We start from the raw sequence: 17,897 nt of genomic DNA on the forward strand, positions 1-17,897 counted from the left end.
GCAAATTAATAGAATAGACACAATCTATATTCGTAGTACGTTGCCGTGATCTACCCACTGAAAGCAACCCATGCTACTCAAGGAGTTACCTCATGATGTTGGCTGATCCAAGTAAAAAATATCGTCGCATGTACCAGCGTGTAGACTTGCCAGACCGCCAATGGCCAAATAACGAAATTACCAAAGCGCCAATATGGATGAGTACCGACTTACGTGATGGTAACCAAGCCATTTTTGAACCGATGGATATGGATCAAAAATTCAAGATGTTCCAGATGTTGGTGAAAATTGGTTTCAAACATATTGAAATTGGCTTCCCGTCTGCATCGCAAATTGACTTTGACTTCACCCGTAAATTGATTGAAGAAGGTCATATTCCGCATGACGTGTACATTGAAGTTTTGGTGCAGGCTCGTGATCATTTAATTCAGCGTACTTTCGAATCCTTGGTCGGTGCGAAACGTGCCATCGTGCATATCTACAACTCCAACTCTCCGACTTTCCGTCAAAAAGTTTTGAATGTCGATGTGGAAGGTGCTCGTCAGTTGGCGATCAATGCTGCGACCAAAGTGAAACAATACGCAGCACAATATCCTGAAACTGAATTTGTATTCCAGTACAGTCCAGAATGTTTCTCTGCAACCGAATTGGAAGTGGCGAAAGCAGCCTGTGATGCCGTGACTGAAATCTGGGAAGCATCACCTGAAAATAAAGTCATTTTAAACTTACCTGCAACCGTAGAGGTATCTAGCCCGAATATCTATGCCGACCAGGTCGAGTGGATGCACCGCAATATCGAGCGTCGTGATGGTGTGATTATTTCCGTACACTGCCACAATGACCGTGGTTGTGGTATCGCAGCGACTGAATTGGCGATTATGGCGGGTGCAGACCGTGTCGAAGGTTGTGTATTTGGCAATGGCGAACGTACTGGTAACGTCGATGTGGCAGCTGTGGCCTTGAACATGTATACCCAGGGTGTTGCACCGCACCTAGATTTCTCCAACATTAACGAAATTATTGCCACTGTTGAAGAATGCACAGGCTTGCCAGTCCACCCTCGCCATCCATATGCAGGCGACTTGGTGTTCACTGCATTCTCCGGTTCACATCAGGATGCCATCAAGAAAGGTTTTGAATTCCAGAAAAATGAAGAAATCTGGGATATGCCTTACTTGCCAATCGATCCTAAAGACTTGGGCCGTGATTACGATGCCGTGATTCGCGTGAATTCACAGTCGGGTAAAGGTGGTATTGCCTACTTGTTAGAATCCAATTACAACGTGGTGTTGCCGCGTCGTTTACAGATTGAATTTTCGCAAGTGGTTCAACAGGTGACTGACGAGCAAGCCAAAGAAGTTTCTGCACAAGACATCTGGGCATTGTTTAAAGATACTTATGTGGCCGTGAAAGATTCACATTACTCTGCTAAAAACTACAAATTGTCCGATGAAAATGGCAATCAAGTCATTGAGTTAGATATTGAAGTAAACGGCGAAGTTCAGCACTTGCGTGGTGAAGGTAACGGTCCGATTTCTGCCATCTTGAATGCATTACAGTTGCCAATTGATGTGTTGAACTATGAAGAACGCAGTATCGGTTCTGGTGCAAATGCCAAAGCCTTGGCCTTGGTTGAGCTTCAGGTCAAAGGTGCCGGTAAATCAGCCTTTGGTGCTGGAGTGCATGACAACATCGTGACCTCATCTATCGAAGCGATTATTGCCTGCACCAACCGCTTGATTGACCAGGGTGTATTAAGTACCGATCAGGTCATTGCTGCTGCCGTATAAGCAATATCAAATAAAAAACTTTAGAAAGGATACCCTCAAGTGGTATCCTTTTGTTATTCATCCTAAAGATTTAAGGCGAAAATTTCCTGTGTCTTTTCCAGCTGACTCAGTGGGCTTAGTTACCCCGCAAAAGTTTATTTTCGAAGAGCCGTTAGAGCTCGAATGTGACCGAATTCTTCCACGTTTTGAGCTCATGGTCGAAACTTATGGCGAACTCAATGCCGACAAATCCAATGCCATTCTGATTTGTCATGCCTTGTCTGGCCATCACCATGCGGCAGGTTATCATCATGAAGATGACCGCAAACCGGGTTGGTGGGATGCATGTATTGGACCAGGTAAAGCCATTGATACCTCTAAATTCTTTGTCGTCGCCCTGAATAATATTGGCGGTTGCAGCGGTTCAACCGGCCCGATTTCGCCCAATCCGGAAAATGACAACCGTCCTTATGGACCGGATTTTCCTCTGGTCACCGTGCGTGACTGGGTCAAAACCCAGGCCCTGCTCTCTGACCGCATGGGCATTGATGTCTGGTATGCCATTATTGGCGGTTCTCTGGGCGGCATGCAGGCTTTGCAATGGTCGGTGGATTATCCGGACCGTTTAAAAAAATGCGTGATCATTGCCAGTGCTCCAAAACTATCGGCACAGAATATTGCCTTTAACGAAGTGGCACGTCAGTCGATTCTGTCTGATCCCGACTTCCATAATGGCCGTTATCTGGAAAATGATAGCTATCCTAAACGTGGCCTGATTCTGGCACGTATGGTCGGTCATATTACCTATCTGTCTGAAGAAGCCATGAAACAGAAATTTGGCCGTGACTTGAAGTCGGGCAAATTTATGTACGGTTTTGATGTCGAGTTCCAGGTTGAAAGTTATTTGCGTTATCAGGGCGAGCAGTTCAGTCGTAACTTTGATGCCAACACTTACCTGATTATGACCAAGGCGCTGGACTACTTTGACCCATCACGCGAGTACGAGCAGTCCTTGAAAAAAGCCATGGCCAATACCCAATGCAAGTTTCTGGTGGTGTCCTTTACCACCGACTGGCGTTTTACCCCGCAGCGTTCACAAGAAATTGTCGATGCACTGATCAGCAACCATAAACCTGTCAGCTATGTCGATATTGATGCAGAACAGGGTCACGACTCGTTCCTGTTCCCGATTCCGCTTTACGTTAAATCATTACGTGCATTTTTAGGTGGTGCAGAACACCTCGAAGCCACACCTAAGGAGACTGTGTAATGCGTATCGATCATCAACTGGCAGAAAAATGGATTAAACCCGATTCCAGCGTACTGGATTTAGGCTGTGGTGATGGCGAACTGCTGGCACATATGAGTAAAAAGCACAATATTCGTGCATATGGCCTAGAAATTGATCAGGAAAAGATTGCAATTGCGGTAAGTCGGGGGTTAAATATTATCCAACAAGACTTAAACCTCGGTTTAAGCCGCTTTGCAGACCAGTCCTTCGACTATGTGGTGATGGCACAGGCCTTGCAAGCTGTAGATGCACCAGACGTATTATTGCGTGATATGGTGCGTGTGGGGAAACAGGCGATTATCACCTTTCCTAACTTTGCCCACTGGAAGACCCGGTCTTTCTTGGCATTAAAAGGAAGGATGCCGGTTTCGGAAGCTTTACCGTATATGTGGTATAACACGCCAAATATTCATTTATGTACTTTCCGTGATTTTGAAGCACTGTGTGCGGAAAATGATATCCGGATTATTAATCGACTTGCCGTGAATGGGGATCAGCAAGGTAGTTTACTCAGTAAACATATCCCGAATCTGTTTGGTGAAGTCGCTATTTATCGAGTGAGCGCACTATGAAAAAAATATTATTAAGCACACTATTGGCTGGACTGTTTAGCATTCAAGCCCATGCAGAATATGTTGCACCTACGGCATCGGTTTCGAGCCAGGCTGCGCAGTATTCTGTTATGGATATTAACAACCTGACCAAAGCTGCCAAAGCCGGTCAACCCGCTGCACAATTTTATCTCGGTACCCGATATCAGCAAGGCAGAGAGGTCCAGAAGGATGAGCAGCAAGCTTTTTCCTGGTACAAAGCTGCTGCCGATCAAGGTCTGACTGCTGCACAATTGAATGTCGGTCGTATGCTGGCTGATGGTATTGGCACCAAAAAAGATGAAGCTTTAGCACGTAAATATTTTGAAAAAGCAGCAAGCCGTGGCGATAACCGTGCCAGCTTTAATCTGGCCATGATGGAAGAACAAAAGAAAAACTATGTCGGCGCATATCAGTGGTATGAATTGTCTACCCGTGATGGCATGCTCGACAATAAAGTGATTTCACTGTCTGAAGGCAAGAAAACCGCTTTGGCTGCTAACTTGAGCCAAGAACAGATTCGTCAAGCGCGTGACCGTGCGGACAAGTGGATTCAGGCACAGTAATTCTGCCTAATTCTATAAAGCACCTTCGGGTGCTTTTTTATTGGCTGATTGTTAGTCCCTATTTCAGGTAAAATTGAACTTATTTTAAAGATTAGAGTTTTTATAGAATGTCTGCACAAGATTGGTTATCTCAAGGCACACTTGTTCTTGCGAGTAACAACAAAGGGAAAATTGCTGAATTTGAAAAAATGTTTGCCGAGTTAAATCTGCCTGTTGAAGTGATTCCTCAAGGCAAACTGAATATTGAAGATGCAATTGAAGATGGTTTGAGCTTTGTTGAAAATGCCATTATTAAAGCCCGTCATGCATCTAAAATTTCAGGCAAACCGGCAATTGCCGATGATTCCGGGATTTGTGTTCCTGTACTGGGTGGTGCGCCAGGTATTTATTCTGCTCGCTTTGCCGGCGAACATGGTAATGATACCTCCAACAATGAAAAACTGTTAACCCGACTTAAACCGCTTCGTAAAGAAGGTGAAAGTATTGAGGGCATGTTTGTTTGCGTACTTGCGCTGGTTCAACATGCTGAAGATCCGCTGCCTCAAATTTTTCAAGGCATCTGGACAGGTGAAGTGCTGGAAGCGCCTCGTGGCGAAAACGGTTTTGGTTATGACCCGCTATTCTGGTTGCCTGAACTGGGTATTTCTAGTGCAGAGATGAGTAAGGAAGATAAAAATAAAATCAGCCATCGTGGTCAGGCGATGCAGTTGTTTAAGGCGAGCCTAGAGAAGTAATTTCCGCCTCTTATTACCTCCTCTCCTTTTGGGAGAGGGCTGGGGTGAGGGATTTTTAAAATACATCTCTCCCTAAACCTACTCCTAGTAGGAGAGAAAAAAATTATCTTTCTCTAAAGCAAAGCTTTTAGACCCTCTCTCTAACTCTCTCCCACAGGGAGAGAGGACTTTTTTATATTTTTATAAACCCGACACCAATGCATGCAACATTACGCCATAAATCCCGATCAATATCGCACTGGCCACAGTACCCGACGCAATATATTTTGCTGAATAGCCCGTCCCCTGATAATGCGTTTCCAGTGCCACAATATTCGCTGCTGGCGGCAATATAAAGAACATCAACATCACCGCAAACGTCAGCCATTGATGCGGAATCGGCAAAAACAGATAAGCTGCTGCACACAATAAAACAGCCAACAGCATACGGCTACTGATGATCAATAAGCTACGTTTCAAATCCCTCCAGCCGATTCTGACTTTACTCAGCCACATGCCCAAAATGCACATCCCAGCAAAAGTCACCAAGACCTTATTGGTTTGGTAAATCAGCTGAATTACCGGATGAAATTCATATTTGCTTAAATCCCAACCAGATAGCAGGGTGGCGATACTTAATGCAATAACAGGTGGTGAAAGCAGCACATTTTTAATAATAAATCCCCTATCCTGCCGGGTTTCACTCACCGCCATCACTGCACAGATATTGCCAAATAAAGAGCCGCCGATATATAAGGCGACAATGGTGCTGCTGGCTTCCGGCCCAAAGACGGCTAAAGCAAAAGGAAGGCCTAACCATGCACCATTCAAATAACTAAAACACAGGGCACGTAATTTGTCTTGTTGAAAATAATAAAAACCACTGAAGAAAATAATCGAACTGAACAAGCTGAAACCGATCAGCCATAGACTGCCTTCTTTATAAAACACCATATTGTAAATGATCAGTAGCGGTATAAAGAGACGGGCCAGCAAAGCTGCCAATAATGGCCGGATCGGCTTTAAAACATGCACTCCCCAATATCCGGCAAGAAAAGAAATAAGAGGAAGAATCAGTGCCATGAGGGTGCAAACTTGGTTTTTTACTTAAGAAATCCATCCTAGCACAGCTGATATTCAAACATGATCTTGCAGGACTCATTTTTCATATTCATCTAGCCATGAATCGCTTTGTCTTAAAACCGAAACAGAAACGTCACCGCTTTGTCATCAAAGCCTGTTGAGATAAGGACAACAAAAATAGAGGAAAATAACATGGCAGGATTATCAATTTGGCACGTTGTCATTTTTGCAATTGTGGTGATTTTATTGTTTGGCACATCCAAACTGAAAAATCTGGGTAAGGATATCGGGGGGGCCGTTAAGGATTTTAAAAAATCGATCAAAGATGATGATGCTGAACATGCTCAACTGCAAGAACCCCGCACCATTGATGCTCAGGTTAAAAACACTGAAAATACTGTAAAAAGCTAAGCGAGTGCAGCCATGCTAAATGTCGGTATGACTGAACTGCTGTGCTTTGCCATTATTGCACTGCTGGTTTTGGGTCCTGAAAAACTGCCCGAAGCTGCGCGTTTTGCCGCGAAATGGTATGGTAAAGCGAAGCGCTTTATTCATAGTGTTCAAACCGAAGTCGATCGGGAACTGAAACTTTCAGAGTTTCGTGAAGAAATTCAGAAAGAAATTGACCGCATGACAGAAATAGAACAACGCTTGCAAAAGCAGCTGGATCATTTGACCCAGTCAACACAACAAGAAAAGACTCAAGAGCCATCTTCCCCCCTTTATTATACCTGGCTCAGTCCGTGTCGTTTGACACCCTTTTCAGCGAATTTTGTTCAGTTACATGGCGCTGATGCAGTCAAGGTTTCACGCTCTTATCTCCCCTCTACATTGAAGATTGCCGTATGAGCCAAAGTCAATTGCCTACTGCTGAAGTCAAATCAGAGACTGAAAATCTGGAACAAATGCCTGTGATGCAGCATTTAATCGTTCTGCGTCAGTATCTATTTAAAATCGTTGCTATTACCCTGCTGCTGTTTTTCTGCTTATTGCCATTTCGCAATTATACTTATCAGCTTTTGTCAGAACCGCTCAGACAACAACTGCCTGTCAGTTCCACCATGATTGCCACCGATGTTACTGCAACCTTTATGGCACCGTTTAAGCTGAACTTATTTGTGGCCTTGATGCTGGCGATGCCGCTCATCATATACTTCCTATGGTCATTTGTACGCCCGGCCCTGTATGAAAAAGAGCGTCACCTCGCTATTCCACTTTTAGCTGGTAGTATTTCTTTATTTTACTTAGGCATAGCTTTTGCCTACTTCATTACCTTGCCGGCAATTTTGCATTTCTTTATCAGTGTGTCGCCGGAGAGCGTTGCACCAATGACCGACATCAACAGTTATTTAGGCTTTTGTTTAAAACTGTTTTTGGTGTTTGGATTAACCTTTGAAATTCCAATTATCACTTTAGTCCTGATTCTGATTGGTGTGGTCAGCACGCAAAGTCTGGCAGAAAAACGCCGCTTCATTGTGGTGGGCTGTTTCTTTGTCGCCATGTTTGTGACGCCACCGGATGCACTTTCCATGGTGATGCTTGCCATTCCCATGTGGTTATTATTTGAAATAGGATTATTTCTTGGAAAGATGTTAGAAAAGCGCCATGCATTCAAACCATAATCACACTGCTTTTACTCGGCTCCAAACCTGAAACGCAAGTTTGGAGTTTTTATTTATATATATTAAGGTATTGATTTTATTATTTTTAAATAAAATAAATTGTCTTTAAATTGACCAAAAAGTGTAAAAAAACTGTCATCACCCGTTTATACAATCGCTCATGATAATCAACTAAACAATAACTTAATTACACTTTACGGATTTAATATGACAACCACTTCTCATCAGCCAACTCGTCGCGATCTTTTAAAATGGTTTTCTGGAATTCCTTTTTTACCGCTTGGGGCAATGGCCACAACAGCAGCATTAACGGGGTGTAATAATAGTGATTCAGACATCATTACCACTCCACCGACAAAACCTGTCAATTTTAAAAGTGCTAAATTTACCCCAATGGTTGCGCCGAACACGGTTGCTGACATGGCGACGACATCGGTTAAATCAAAACTACAAATTACTTGGGATGATGCAACAAATACAGAATATCAGCTTGCATATAAACCCTTCTTTGTTACAGGTCAAACTGTGCCAAAACATGGTGGTGGAACAATTGTTGCCGGTGGCTATTTTGATGTGAATGGCAACCCAATTATGGATAAATCCGTCGTAGAACAAGAACGTCAATTCTTTTCTGATGCTCCAGATGGTTCATCTTTAATTCATTTGAAAGATGCAAAAGTAGACGGTGTGACGACCCCAATATTCCATGTGGTTCAGTTTGAATATAATTCAAAAGACCAGTCAGGTGCAGATACCTACGGTCAATTGCCTTCTCCAATTGCTATTCTTACACTTGACCAAGATCAAAAAACAGGTCATCTAGAACTTAAAAAATATTTCAACGTGAATACTGCACCGGTGCACGGTTTATGGATTACTTGTGGTGCAAGTCTTTCTCCGTGGAATACCCATCTTTCAAGTGAAGAATATGAACCTGATGCTTTCAACCAAGGCATTGGTGGTCCAGCTCCAACTGGATTTGGAAAATATTTCTTTAATAATGATATGACCAAAGTAAAACCATATAACTATGGCCATTTACCCGAAGTGATCGTGAACTTAGATGGTACAGGTAGCATCAAGAAGCATTATTGTTTAGGTCGTATTTCACATGAACTAGTTCAGGTCATGCCTGACAATAAAACCGTCATCATGGGTGATGACTATACCAATGGCGGTTTCTTTATGTTCATTGCAGATAAAGAGAAAGACCTTTCTGCGGGAACACTCTATGCTGCTAAATACAAAGATGAATTAAATGAAACCTCTACAGCACGTATCGAGTGGATTAAGCTTGGTTCTGCAACCAGCAAAGAAATTGAAGATCTGGTCAATGTTCAGAATATTCAACCAACAGACATCATGGAAAGCTTAAACGTAAATCCAAATGATGCCAGCTATACTGAAATCACATTGGCGAAGAAAAAGCTTTGGGTCAAAATCAAACCAGGTATGGAAAAAGTAGCCGCTTTCCTGGAAACTCATCGTTATGCGGCCCTGATGGGTGCGAGCATGGCATTTACCAAAATGGAAGGCACAACGGTAAATATCAAGGATAAAGTGGCTTACTCGGCACTTGCCAACATACAAGACTCAATGGTTGTAAATACAAGCAGTTACGTTGCTGCGCATAATATTAAATTCGCAAAAGCATTAAAAGCCGGTGGCGTGCTTGCACATGACCTTAAAGGTAATCAAGTTGACAGCACAGGAACACTTATTCAAAGTGAATGGATACCTGCGCAAAGTCATATGTTACTAATGGGTGAAGATATTAGCATTGATACTTTTGGTAATACGGCAAATCCAGAAAAAATTGCTAGTCCAGATAACTTAAAGTTCTCAGAAAAACTACGCACTTTGTTCATCGGTGAAGATTCAGGCAACCATTTAAATAACTATCTATGGGCATATAATGTTGATGCAAAAACATTGGACCGTATCTTATCTACCCCAGCAGGTGCAGAATCAACAGGTTTGCATGCCGTAGATGAAGTGAATGGCTGGACCTACATCATGAGTAACTTCCAGCACCCAGGTGATGAATGGAATCGTTTCTATAAAATCGATGCTGTAACTGGTGCACGTAGCGGCTTAAGCACAGATTTACTGACGCAAATTGACACTGCAATTGATGCAAACTACAACAAAAAGTTCGCTGCGGCGGTGGGTTATATTACGGCTGACCCAATCGCTCCATCAATGCAAAAGAAAGCAATACCAAGTAAATAAACTGCCTTCTAAAAATGCCGACCTCGTGTCGGCATTTTTTATGGGCTTAAAGGTAAATTTATCTGGATAATATTGCCTTGGGTTGTCCCTTGCTGGGATTTTTCCTGCCATTGCCATTGCTGATTTTTCATCCGTAGAAAATTGGAACAGCGTGTACCATAGACCGGGCTTTGAATAAAAGTGGATGAAAGCAATTCCTCCATCTCTAAACTAATGCCGGTTTGGGGCAAAAGCTCGGGAATAATTTTCCGTTCATCTTCCAGAATATCCCAAACCGCAAATTCCAGATCTGCTTCGGATGTCGTTGTCTGCTGGAGCATCGGTAAAAATTCCTGGGTAAAACGTTTACGTAAATGTCGGGTCTTTTCCCAATGCTCGGTCATTAAACCATTGGACACCACATACACGCCTTGGGCTAAAACCTGCGGTGCTTCACCACGGTTACTCATATAAACCGCCTGATTTGAATCACCTAAAAATAAATTAAAGCCGGCATAATCACGCTGGCGTTTTTCCAGCGCTTGAGCAAAGCGGATCGGGGTTAAATCGGATTCCAGAAAAGCCTGAATCAAATGACCGCGTGAAGTCGGATACTGTGTTTTATCGCTGGCATCCCTGAAATTGGTTAACACTGCCCAGCGACCTGATGCAGTAATCCCCATCCACGTACCACCGGACTGCAAATCTTTTCCGGCAATAATCGGACTGTTTTCCCAAGCGTACAATGCTGCACTCGGCCGCTGATAAAACTCATCCCGATTGGAAATCAGACATAGAGGAGTATCCGGCAAAACTTGCCAGGCTAAAGCGACAATACACATAATTCATGCTCTTCATCTTTACACATTGAATGTACAACATTTTTCCCAGGTTTCAGCTAAAATCTGTGCAAAACATAATGACAAGGAACAGGAATGCTGACCTATCCAAATATAGACCCGGTTGCGGTATCGCTGGGACCATTACAAGTCCACTGGTATGGATTGATGTATTTACTGGCATTTTTATTTGCCTGGGGACTTGCCACCTATAGAACCAAACAACGTGATGGCTGGACACCTGACATGGTCTCTGACCTGATCTTCTATGGTGCCTTAGGGGTCGTGGTCGGTGGTCGTGTAGGCTACGTATTCTTTTATGGCTTTGAACAGTTCATGGCCAATCCACTATGGTTATTTCAGGTCTGGACCGGCGGCATGAGCTTCCATGGTGGATTCCTGGGTGTGATGCTTGCCATGCTATTCTGGTGCAAAAAATACCAGAAAACCTGGTTTCAAACGCTGGACTTTATTGCCCCTTGTGTCCCGACTGGCCTGATGTTCGGTCGTATTGGCAATTTCATTGGTGGTGAACTGTATGGCCGCCCGGTTTCTGATTCAAACTTTGCACTGGGGATGATCTTCCCTACCGATCCCTTGCAATTGGTCCGTCATCCCTCACAGCTTTATCAGGCTTTGGGCGAAGGTTTAATCCTGTTTATTGTATTGTGGTGGTTCAGCTCCAAGCCGCGTCCACGTATGGCAGTTTCTGCCCTGTTCCTGATCGGTTATGGTATTGCCCGTTTTGTGGTGGAATTCTTCCGTGAACCCGATAATGGCCAGCTATTTATTGGCTGGATGAGTAAAGGCCAGTTCCTGACTGTACCGATGATTTTGATTGGCCTCTGGATGATGTGGTATGCCTATCAAAAGAAAATCTATGATTGGGGTCCACAGAAAAATAGCTGAATAAAATTCCTTCTCCCTGAACTTAAGTTTAAGCACTGCTTTAAATTTAAGTGTAAGAGAAGGTTAGGATGAGGGAGACAAAAAATGTCTCCTTTTTTTATCTCTCTGGTTATGTGTGCTCTTAAGAAAGAGATTTAAAATAATCTACAGGTAGGTTGAATCTGTGCTTCCCTCTCACTCGTATGCTAAAGTGCCCTTAGTTCTTATTCATCCAATAGAAAAACATGCTCGAATTTTGGTTCAATCCTAAAGCTTCCATTCTTCATAAACTGCTGATCTTTGTGGTCATCGCAATTGCAACGGGCGGACTGTACTGGATGGAACCTTTAAAACCGGATGCTATCCTGATGTTCATGGGTACAGGTATTATTTTCCTGATTTGCCGTTACTGTAAAATTCATTTTGCTGCTAAAAACCCGACCGGCCTGTTCTATCGACTCTTGGTCTGGATTCCTCTTGCCTTGCTGTTGGCCCTGATTTTCATGCATATGCAGAATGGTGAAATTCTCATCCCCGGTGCCCAAGGCATCGGTTTTATGGCTTTGGCCATTTGCCTGTTTTCACCCTTGTCTTTATTGAATAAAAATGCCCCCTTGGATGAGCAAAAATAATGCTGAAGTTCTGGTATTCCGACCAATGTAGCCGCGAGCTGAAACTGATGGTCTGTATTGCAACCTGTATGATCATTTATCTCTGCTCTACGGTACAGCAACTTTCCCCCATGTTGACAGGAATAAGTGTAGGCATTGGTATGGGCATACATGTATTAAGAGCGTTAAGCTTAAAAATTGCGGCAGATAACCCTTATAAGAAAGGTTTTGAGATTCTTGTGTTCATTATGCCGCTGATGGCATTCATTACCTTAATTTCTGCATTGCCTACCCAGCATAAGCTGATGCTCGCCATTCAGGCGATTGGCTTTGCTGCCATTGGCCTATTTATATTATCGGGCTTTCCAAAGCGCAAGTTTGATTAGATTGAACTGAATTAGCTTCTCGTGTATTTCACACCCTTAAATAAGCCGAAATCCATATTGAATGTATTTTAAAAAGCCAAAATAAAAAAGACCGCTAAAAAGCGGTCTTTTTCAATCATCGAGAGATGATTAAGCAGCTAATGCACCTTTAGCTTTTTCAGCTAAAGCAGCAAATGCAACTGCGTCATGCATAGCGATGTCAGCAAGTACGCGACGGTCGATGATCACTTGAGCTTTTTTCAAGCCATCGATCATACGGCTGTACGACAAACCATTTTGACGAGCACCAGCGTTGATACGTGCAATCCACAAAGCGCGGAATTGACGTTTCTTTTGACGACGGTCACGGTAAGCGTATTGACCTGCTTTGATTACTGCTTGGAACGCAACGCGGTAAACGCGTGAGCGAGCGCCATAGTAACCTTTAGCACGAGCAAGAATTTTTTTATGACGGCGATGAGCCTGTACACCACGTTTTACACGAGCCATTTATAAATCTCCTTAGATGTATGGGCACATAGCACGAACTGAAGCAACGTCACTTACGTGAACCATCACACAGCCGCGCAATTGACGGATACGTTTAGCAGATTTTTTGGTCAAAATGTGGCGTTTGAACGCTTGTTTACGCTTGAAACCGTTAGCAGTCGCTTTGAAACGTTTAGCTGCACCACGGCGAGTTTTTAACTTAGCCATAACAACCTCTTTAAACACCTGTTCAGCACGTCTGCACCATTGCAAAAACGACCTGCAGGTAAGGGAGCAAGTATTCTAAAGCATCTTTGCTCAAAACAAAAGCAGAGATACTGAAAATTGCACACCAATGATCAGATTCTCTTAGTCTTATTTTCACTATCAAAAGCGGGATGTTTTTATTAATAAATCCACTATTCGGCATTATAATTATCAGCCCATAAGAATACTGGACTGCTATGAACCCTGCACAGGATGCTTTTGCCGCCCTGCGTTATCGTGACTTTTCTATTGTCACGATGAACCAGTTCTGCCTAACGCTCGCCATTTTAATTCAAGAAATTATTGTCGCGTATTCGCTGTATCGGATTACCAAAGATCCTTTAACACTGGGTTTAATTGGTCTGGCCGAAGCCATCCCTTTTATTGCCTTGTCCTTGTGGGGCGGTTATTTTGCCGACCGCTTTAACAAACAGACCATCATGAAAATATGTCTGTTTTTTGCCGTGCCCTTGCCTGTGGTTTTATGGTGGCTATTCCATTCCTATGGATTAGGACAGATCGACGTTACTACACTGTCTTGGGGGATTTATGCGGTTATTTTTGGTTTGGGTACAATTCGCGGTTTTTATAATCCCTCCGCCACATCATTAAAACCTTTCCTGATTCCACGCGAGCTCTATGCCAATGGTGCCACCTGGACCACCATCGGCTGGCAAAGTGGCGTGATTATTGGTCCCATGCTGGGCGGTTTTATGCTGGCTTTTTTAGGTCCTGAAAACAGTTTATGGGCGGTAACCGGTTTATTGTCCATCTGTTTCATCCTGATTAACCTGCTACAAAAGCGCAGTTTTCCAAAAATCGAAACAAATAATTTAATCGAAAGTTTAGGCGATGGTTTCCGCTTTATCTGGAAAACCAAAATCGTACTTTGGGCGATTTCGCTAGATCTGGTTTCGGTGCTGTTTGGCGGGGTCATTGCCTTACTGCCGATCTTTGCCGAAGATATTTTAAAAGTCGGTCCTGAAGGTTTGGGTTACTTGCGTGCAGCGCCATCGATTGGTGCTCTCATCACCATGATTGCCTTAACCAGATTTCCACCAACCCAAAATGCCTGGCGTAATATGTTGCTCGCCGTTGCCGGATTTGGCCTATTTACCCTGCTGTTTGCCTTCTCAAATAACCTGTGGCTATCGCTGTTCGCTTTGGCCATGACTGGTGCCTGTGACAGTATTTCAGTGGTGATTCGCCAGACCATTCTGCAAATTTATCCGCCAGAAAATATGCGTGGCCGTGTCGCCGCGGTGAATGGCATGTTTGTCTCATCCAGTAATGAACTTGGTGCTTTTGAATCCGGCTTAGCCGCCAAATATATGGGCACCATCATGGCAACCGTCTTTGGAGGCTGTATGACCGTGGTAGTAGTAGCGCTGAGCTGGGCAAAAACCCGCGATTTATTTGGCGTCGACATTACCAAAGTGCATGATCATGAACATTAATTGAGTTTTTAGACTTGCCAGTATTTCCAATTCAGGAAATACTGCGCACTCATAATACTCCGCTACCACTGCAACATCTGGTTTGACTAAGAAATAAATATTTATGAAGCAAATACTGTGTTTTTCTCTACTCATGTGTGTACCCTTCAGTACTGTTTACAGTGCTGAATCTAAAGCAACCAAACAGCTTGCCGTTCAGAAAAGCGCAGCCCTTCCCGCGCATTTGACCACACGCATTCAGTGGACCAAATTTCCGCATCCAAACTATAAAAATGAAGATTTAAAAGAGCAAAACCGCAGTGCCATTATTCGCATTTATGCAGATGAAACCGGCAATGTCACCAAGGCCAGCGTACAGGAAAGTACCGGCTTAAGCCATCTGGATAACCTGTTGGTTCAAGCCGTGCGTGAAGCACATGTCAAACCCCATATCGAAAATGACACGGCGACACCGCTTATTGGCTATCAAACCTTTAGCTTAAAGTTAGACCAGGAGGATGTTGAAGCCTGCCCCTATCAGTTTGAATCGAAAAATTGGCAGGCTCAACAGCAGAACAGAAAAACAGCTTTCTCATACCGCGCTCAGCCCCAGCTAGAGCTTGATTCTGACTTACTGGCTGGCCACAATCGTAGCGTTAAATTCAACTTTAAAGTGAATAAACACGGTGATGTGAAAAAAGTCAAAGTTACTCAGGGTTCGGGGATTTATGCTTTAGACCAAAAAGTTGTTCAGGCCGTATCCAATAGCCAAATTAATGTTAAGCGCACTGCCAGCACTTTATGGATGTATAAAAAATCCAGTTTTAAAGATGAAATTAAGTTCGACTTAAATCACTGTGAATAAGCAAAATTAAAAACGGGATGCACAAGCATCCCGTTTTTTTAAAACAGACTAAAAACCAAATAGATAAACAAATAGCGCCCTATTTTAGCTATCGAAACCATCAACAGGAATCGGGCAAAATTTTCTTTTAGCAGACCGGCAATAAGAGTAATCGGATCGCCAATGATGGGCACCCAACTCAGCAATAATGACCAGTAGCCATATTTGTGATATTTCGCCTGTGCTTTCATCATTTGCTGCTGTGAAACAGGAAACCATTTTTTGTCTTTGTAGTGTTCAACCTTAAAACCGAGCCACCAGTTCACGCAGGATCCCAAAATATTTCCCAAGCTTGCAACAAACAGTAGCCACGGAACTGAATGGCTACCCTCAGCCAATAAAGCCAATAAAACCGCTTCGGACTGCAAAGGCAATAAGGTGGCCGCACCAAAGGCAGAAATAAACAGCAGCAGGTAAGCCGGCATCAGGCTGCAACCGGTTTAAAGCCCGAGTTTTTTCTTGGTTGAGGTATATTCATAAACGCTCCAAAGCAAAGCCAGAACCAGAACCAGATAACGGCTATAGCTATAGCGCTGCGTCAAAGGCTGGATGGCTGCGTATAAAGCATTCTGGTCCTGCGTATTTAAAGTCGCCATAAAATTCTGGATGTGCACGGCTTCGGCAATAAAAAGAATCAAACAAGCTGCTATACCAAAGATAATGCTCCAATAGATTTTGGCATTGTGTTCCAGAATACGCGTTGAATTTAAAAAAAATGCTTTCATAAGGTGCTGATCCAATAAAAAACCACCGCATGGGTGGTTTATTTTTCTATACCGCCATCTTAACACAACTGTAGTTCAAGTCATTTTAGCCAGCGACCTGAATCGACAATGCTTTCTGAATAGCAGGACGTGCAGTCAGGCGATCAACATATTCTTTTACATAGGGATAATCTTCCAGCTGAATTTGCTGCCATTCATGGCGTAGGATCCACGGTAAAATCGCCATATCGGCAATCGAATACTCGCCCGCCACATACTTCTGCCCCACCAGCTGCTTATTCAGCACACCATACAGACGCTTGGTTTCATTGACATAACGGTCTATGGCATAGGGAATTTTTTCCGGCGCAAAGCGGCCAAAATGATGGTTTTGCCCTAGCATCGGCCCGAAACCACCCATTTGCCACATCAGCCATTGCTCGACTTCAACACGCTGTTGCTCATCTACTGGATAATACAATCCGGTTTTACGGCCCAAATATTGCAAAATTGCCCCAGACTCAAATACTGAAATGGCTTCACCACGCGGTCCATCCTGATCCACAATCGCGGGAATTTTATTGTTAGGTGAAATACGTAAAAAGTCAGGCTGAAACTGATCATTTTCTAAAATATTGACTGGAAAAATTTGGTATTCCAAACCCATTTCTTCTAATGCTATTGTAATTTTATGACCATTGGGTGTTCCCCAATAATAGAGATCAATCATGTTTCCTACCTTTTGCCTTTTTCGTTTTACATGACATGCTTAAAATTTATTCCAGTTATAGCATGATTTAGTACCATACATCCGCATATTTAATTATAGATTCATCAATAAAACCACTAAATATAAAGCATTATTTTCAGGCAAAAATCCGCCCCGGATGTTGTTACATATTGATGCTTGAAAAGCCTCCACCCAATCTTATATTAGACATGAAGCAATCATCCATTCAGGATATTGCTTCACATTACTTATGCCATCCATTACAGAATTATCATCATGCTTCTATAACTTTTCTGAGAACCGGAGGTTCTATCCATGAGCAATTCCAGTCTTACCCCACTGTTCCGACGTAGCATCGGTTTTGACCGTTTTAATGACCTGTTTGACTACGCAATGCAAAGTGAAACACCGAATTATCCACATTACAATATTGAAAAAACCGGCGATAATAATTACCGCATTGTCGTCTCTGCAGCTGGATTTAACGAAGACCAACTCGAGATCAACCTGGAAAATCAAGTTCTGACCATTAGCGGCAAAGCGGTTGAAGAAAAATCGGATACTACGGTAGAATTTTTACACAAAGGTATCGCCCACCGTTCCTTTAAACTGTCTTTACGTCTGGATGAACATGTAGAAGTACAACAAGCTGACTTTGCAAACGGTTTGTTAAAAATCGACTTACAGCGCAATGTTCCAGAAGAAAAATTACCTCGCCAGATTCCGATTGGCAGCAAAACCACGGAAAAACTTGCGTCACCTCAACAGGAAACAACAAAATAACACCCCCAAAAGACTGGTCAATGACTGGTCTTTTAA

Annotated in this window: 22 protein-coding genes; 15 read left to right on the plus strand and 7 right to left on the minus strand. The window is 43.2% G+C overall.

From position 1 onward, the window contains the following. Positions 1–92 precede the first annotated feature (92 nt). The 5 genes from leuA (at position 93) to rdgB (ending at position 4,950) form a co-directional block, all read left to right on the plus strand. Positions 93–1,790: a 2-isopropylmalate synthase gene (leuA, locus tag FTT83_RS02010; RefSeq protein ID WP_180174218.1), complete on the plus strand. Its 1,698-nt coding sequence runs from the start codon at positions 93–95 to the stop codon at positions 1,788–1,790. An 88-nt stretch (positions 1,791–1,878) separates the two neighbouring features. After that, on the plus strand, positions 1,879–3,039 hold the full coding sequence (locus FTT83_RS02015; RefSeq protein ID WP_086175816.1) for a homoserine O-acetyltransferase: 1,161 nt from the start codon (positions 1,879–1,881) through the stop codon (positions 3,037–3,039). Then, the gene (gene metW, locus FTT83_RS02020; protein ID WP_086175817.1) at positions 3,039–3,632 is read left to right on the plus strand and encodes a methionine biosynthesis protein MetW; all 594 of its coding nucleotides are present in this window, start codon (positions 3,039–3,041) and stop codon (positions 3,630–3,632) included. Before FTT83_RS02015 ends, metW begins: the two co-directional genes overlap by 1 nt. Continuing rightward, positions 3,629–4,216 (plus strand): tetratricopeptide repeat protein, encoded by a 588-nt coding sequence (locus FTT83_RS02025; RefSeq protein WP_086195405.1) that lies wholly within the window; start codon positions 3,629–3,631, stop codon positions 4,214–4,216. The genes metW and FTT83_RS02025 overlap by 4 nt, the downstream gene beginning before the upstream one ends. 107 nt (positions 4,217–4,323) lie before the next feature. Beyond that, the gene (gene rdgB / locus FTT83_RS02030; RefSeq protein ID WP_180174219.1) at positions 4,324–4,950 is read left to right on the plus strand and encodes an RdgB/HAM1 family non-canonical purine NTP pyrophosphatase; all 627 of its coding nucleotides are present in this window, start codon (positions 4,324–4,326) and stop codon (positions 4,948–4,950) included. A 180-nt stretch (positions 4,951–5,130) separates the two neighbouring features. Here the strand turns inward: rdgB and FTT83_RS02035 are convergent, their stop codons facing one another. Further along, complete coding sequence (locus FTT83_RS02035) at positions 5,131–6,012, minus strand: permease (protein WP_180174220.1); 882 nt, start codon at positions 6,010–6,012, stop codon at positions 5,131–5,133. Between the two features lie 192 nt (positions 6,013–6,204). On the opposite strand from FTT83_RS02035, the gene tatA reads away from it, so the two are divergent. From tatA to FTT83_RS02055, 4 genes are all read left to right on the plus strand, one after another. Continuing rightward, positions 6,205–6,423 (plus strand): Sec-independent protein translocase subunit TatA, encoded by a 219-nt coding sequence (gene tatA / locus FTT83_RS02040; RefSeq protein WP_180174221.1) that lies wholly within the window; start codon positions 6,205–6,207, stop codon positions 6,421–6,423. A gap of 12 nt (positions 6,424–6,435) precedes the next feature. Then, positions 6,436–6,861 (plus strand): Sec-independent protein translocase protein TatB, encoded by a 426-nt coding sequence (gene tatB / locus FTT83_RS02045; RefSeq protein WP_180174222.1) that lies wholly within the window; start codon positions 6,436–6,438, stop codon positions 6,859–6,861. After that, positions 6,858–7,634 (plus strand): twin-arginine translocase subunit TatC, encoded by a 777-nt coding sequence (gene tatC / locus FTT83_RS02050; protein WP_180174223.1) that lies wholly within the window; start codon positions 6,858–6,860, stop codon positions 7,632–7,634. Before tatB ends, tatC begins: the two co-directional genes overlap by 4 nt. Before the next feature lie 207 nt (positions 7,635–7,841). After that, a complete protein-coding gene (locus FTT83_RS02055; RefSeq protein WP_180176165.1) occupies positions 7,842–9,866 on the plus strand; it encodes a PhoX family phosphatase in 2,025 nt (674 codons plus the stop codon). A 38-nt stretch (positions 9,867–9,904) separates the two neighbouring features. On the opposite strand, the gene FTT83_RS02060 is transcribed toward FTT83_RS02055, so the two are convergent. Further along, a complete protein-coding gene (locus tag FTT83_RS02060) occupies positions 9,905–10,687 on the minus strand; it encodes an NRDE family protein (RefSeq protein ID WP_180174225.1) in 783 nt (260 codons plus the stop codon). A gap of 93 nt (positions 10,688–10,780) precedes the next feature. Here FTT83_RS02060 and lgt point away from each other — a divergent pair, with 93 nt between their 5' ends. The 3 genes from lgt to FTT83_RS02075 all read left to right on the plus strand — a co-directional run bounded on the left by lgt (position 10,781) and on the right by FTT83_RS02075 (position 12,569). Next, positions 10,781–11,593 (plus strand): prolipoprotein diacylglyceryl transferase, encoded by an 813-nt coding sequence (lgt, locus tag FTT83_RS02065; RefSeq protein WP_180174226.1) that lies wholly within the window; start codon positions 10,781–10,783, stop codon positions 11,591–11,593. A 224-nt stretch (positions 11,594–11,817) separates the two neighbouring features. Then, positions 11,818–12,204: a hypothetical protein gene (locus FTT83_RS02070; protein ID WP_086195397.1), complete on the plus strand. Its 387-nt coding sequence runs from the start codon at positions 11,818–11,820 to the stop codon at positions 12,202–12,204. Then, positions 12,204–12,569: a hypothetical protein gene (locus FTT83_RS02075; RefSeq protein ID WP_180174227.1), complete on the plus strand. Its 366-nt coding sequence runs from the start codon at positions 12,204–12,206 to the stop codon at positions 12,567–12,569. The genes FTT83_RS02070 and FTT83_RS02075 overlap by 1 nt, the downstream gene beginning before the upstream one ends. A gap of 129 nt (positions 12,570–12,698) precedes the next feature. Here FTT83_RS02075 and rplT read toward each other — a convergent pair whose 3' ends face one another. Together rplT and rpmI are read right to left on the minus strand one after the other, a co-directional pair. Further along, positions 12,699–13,058 (minus strand): 50S ribosomal protein L20, encoded by a 360-nt coding sequence (gene rplT / locus FTT83_RS02080; protein ID WP_004867327.1) that lies wholly within the window; start codon positions 13,056–13,058, stop codon positions 12,699–12,701. Between the two features lie 12 nt (positions 13,059–13,070). Continuing rightward, complete coding sequence (rpmI, locus tag FTT83_RS02085; protein WP_004637967.1) at positions 13,071–13,265, minus strand: 50S ribosomal protein L35; 195 nt, start codon at positions 13,263–13,265, stop codon at positions 13,071–13,073. A gap of 236 nt (positions 13,266–13,501) precedes the next feature. Here rpmI and FTT83_RS02090 point away from each other — a divergent pair, with 236 nt between their 5' ends. Together FTT83_RS02090 and FTT83_RS02095 are read left to right on the plus strand one after the other, a co-directional pair. Then, positions 13,502–14,761, plus strand: a complete 1,260-nt coding sequence (locus FTT83_RS02090; RefSeq protein ID WP_180174228.1) for an MFS transporter — start codon at positions 13,502–13,504, stop codon at positions 14,759–14,761. Positions 14,762–14,864: 103 nt separating this feature from the next. Then, the gene (locus FTT83_RS02095) at positions 14,865–15,605 is read left to right on the plus strand and encodes a TonB family protein (RefSeq protein ID WP_180174229.1); all 741 of its coding nucleotides are present in this window, start codon (positions 14,865–14,867) and stop codon (positions 15,603–15,605) included. A 38-nt stretch (positions 15,606–15,643) separates the two neighbouring features. Here FTT83_RS02095 and FTT83_RS02100 read toward each other — a convergent pair whose 3' ends face one another. The 3 genes from FTT83_RS02100 to FTT83_RS02110 form a co-directional block, all read right to left on the minus strand. Next, a complete protein-coding gene (locus FTT83_RS02100) occupies positions 15,644–16,069 on the minus strand; it encodes a YqaA family protein (RefSeq protein WP_180174230.1) in 426 nt (141 codons plus the stop codon). Between the two features lie 15 nt (positions 16,070–16,084). Further along, complete coding sequence (locus FTT83_RS02105; RefSeq protein WP_180174231.1) at positions 16,085–16,369, minus strand: hypothetical protein; 285 nt, start codon at positions 16,367–16,369, stop codon at positions 16,085–16,087. Positions 16,370–16,454: 85 nt separating this feature from the next. After that, complete coding sequence (locus FTT83_RS02110) at positions 16,455–17,078, minus strand: glutathione S-transferase N-terminal domain-containing protein (protein WP_180174232.1); 624 nt, start codon at positions 17,076–17,078, stop codon at positions 16,455–16,457. Positions 17,079–17,393: 315 nt separating this feature from the next. Here FTT83_RS02110 and FTT83_RS02115 point away from each other — a divergent pair, with 315 nt between their 5' ends. Then, positions 17,394–17,861, plus strand: a complete 468-nt coding sequence (locus FTT83_RS02115; RefSeq protein WP_086195389.1) for an Hsp20 family protein — start codon at positions 17,394–17,396, stop codon at positions 17,859–17,861. Positions 17,862–17,897 lie beyond the last annotated feature (36 nt).

This window comes from Acinetobacter sp. YH01018 (genome assembly GCF_013420295.1).
Taxonomy (GTDB): Bacteria; Pseudomonadota; Gammaproteobacteria; order Pseudomonadales; family Moraxellaceae; genus Acinetobacter.

What these genes read in the sequence shown, in the direction of transcription:
- FTT83_RS02110 (WP_180174232.1), bottom strand. Translation starts at nt 17,078, where the DNA reads ATGATTGATCTCTATTATTGGGGAACACCCAATGGTCATAAAATTACA.
- FTT83_RS02100 (WP_180174230.1), bottom strand. Translation starts at nt 16,069, where the DNA reads ATGCCGGCTTACCTGCTGCTGTTTATTTCTGCCTTTGGTGCGGCCACC.
- FTT83_RS02060 (WP_180174225.1), bottom strand. Translation starts at nt 10,687, where the DNA reads ATGTGTATTGTCGCTTTAGCCTGGCAAGTTTTGCCGGATACTCCTCTA.
- FTT83_RS02025 (WP_086195405.1), top strand. Translation starts at nt 3,629, where the DNA reads ATGAAAAAAATATTATTAAGCACACTATTGGCTGGACTGTTTAGCATT.
- leuA (WP_180174218.1), top strand. Translation starts at nt 93, where the DNA reads ATGATGTTGGCTGATCCAAGTAAAAAATATCGTCGCATGTACCAGCGT.
- tatC (WP_180174223.1), top strand. Translation starts at nt 6,858, where the DNA reads ATGAGCCAAAGTCAATTGCCTACTGCTGAAGTCAAATCAGAGACTGAA.
- FTT83_RS02075 (WP_180174227.1), top strand. Translation starts at nt 12,204, where the DNA reads ATGCTGAAGTTCTGGTATTCCGACCAATGTAGCCGCGAGCTGAAACTG.
- FTT83_RS02055 (WP_180176165.1), top strand. Translation starts at nt 7,842, where the DNA reads ATGACAACCACTTCTCATCAGCCAACTCGTCGCGATCTTTTAAAATGG.
- rdgB (WP_180174219.1), top strand. Translation starts at nt 4,324, where the DNA reads ATGTCTGCACAAGATTGGTTATCTCAAGGCACACTTGTTCTTGCGAGT.
- FTT83_RS02070 (WP_086195397.1), top strand. Translation starts at nt 11,818, where the DNA reads ATGCTCGAATTTTGGTTCAATCCTAAAGCTTCCATTCTTCATAAACTG.
- FTT83_RS02105 (WP_180174231.1), bottom strand. Translation starts at nt 16,369, where the DNA reads ATGAAAGCATTTTTTTTAAATTCAACGCGTATTCTGGAACACAATGCC.
- rplT (WP_004867327.1), bottom strand. Translation starts at nt 13,058, where the DNA reads ATGGCTCGTGTAAAACGTGGTGTACAGGCTCATCGCCGTCATAAAAAA.
- tatB (WP_180174222.1), top strand. Translation starts at nt 6,436, where the DNA reads ATGCTAAATGTCGGTATGACTGAACTGCTGTGCTTTGCCATTATTGCA.
- rpmI (WP_004637967.1), bottom strand. Translation starts at nt 13,265, where the DNA reads ATGGCTAAGTTAAAAACTCGCCGTGGTGCAGCTAAACGTTTCAAAGCG.
- lgt (WP_180174226.1), top strand. Translation starts at nt 10,781, where the DNA reads ATGCTGACCTATCCAAATATAGACCCGGTTGCGGTATCGCTGGGACCA.
- metW (WP_086175817.1), top strand. Translation starts at nt 3,039, where the DNA reads ATGCGTATCGATCATCAACTGGCAGAAAAATGGATTAAACCCGATTCC.
- FTT83_RS02090 (WP_180174228.1), top strand. Translation starts at nt 13,502, where the DNA reads ATGAACCCTGCACAGGATGCTTTTGCCGCCCTGCGTTATCGTGACTTT.
- FTT83_RS02035 (WP_180174220.1), bottom strand. Translation starts at nt 6,012, where the DNA reads ATGGCACTGATTCTTCCTCTTATTTCTTTTCTTGCCGGATATTGGGGA.
- FTT83_RS02095 (WP_180174229.1), top strand. Translation starts at nt 14,865, where the DNA reads ATGAAGCAAATACTGTGTTTTTCTCTACTCATGTGTGTACCCTTCAGT.
- tatA (WP_180174221.1), top strand. Translation starts at nt 6,205, where the DNA reads ATGGCAGGATTATCAATTTGGCACGTTGTCATTTTTGCAATTGTGGTG.
- FTT83_RS02115 (WP_086195389.1), top strand. Translation starts at nt 17,394, where the DNA reads ATGAGCAATTCCAGTCTTACCCCACTGTTCCGACGTAGCATCGGTTTT.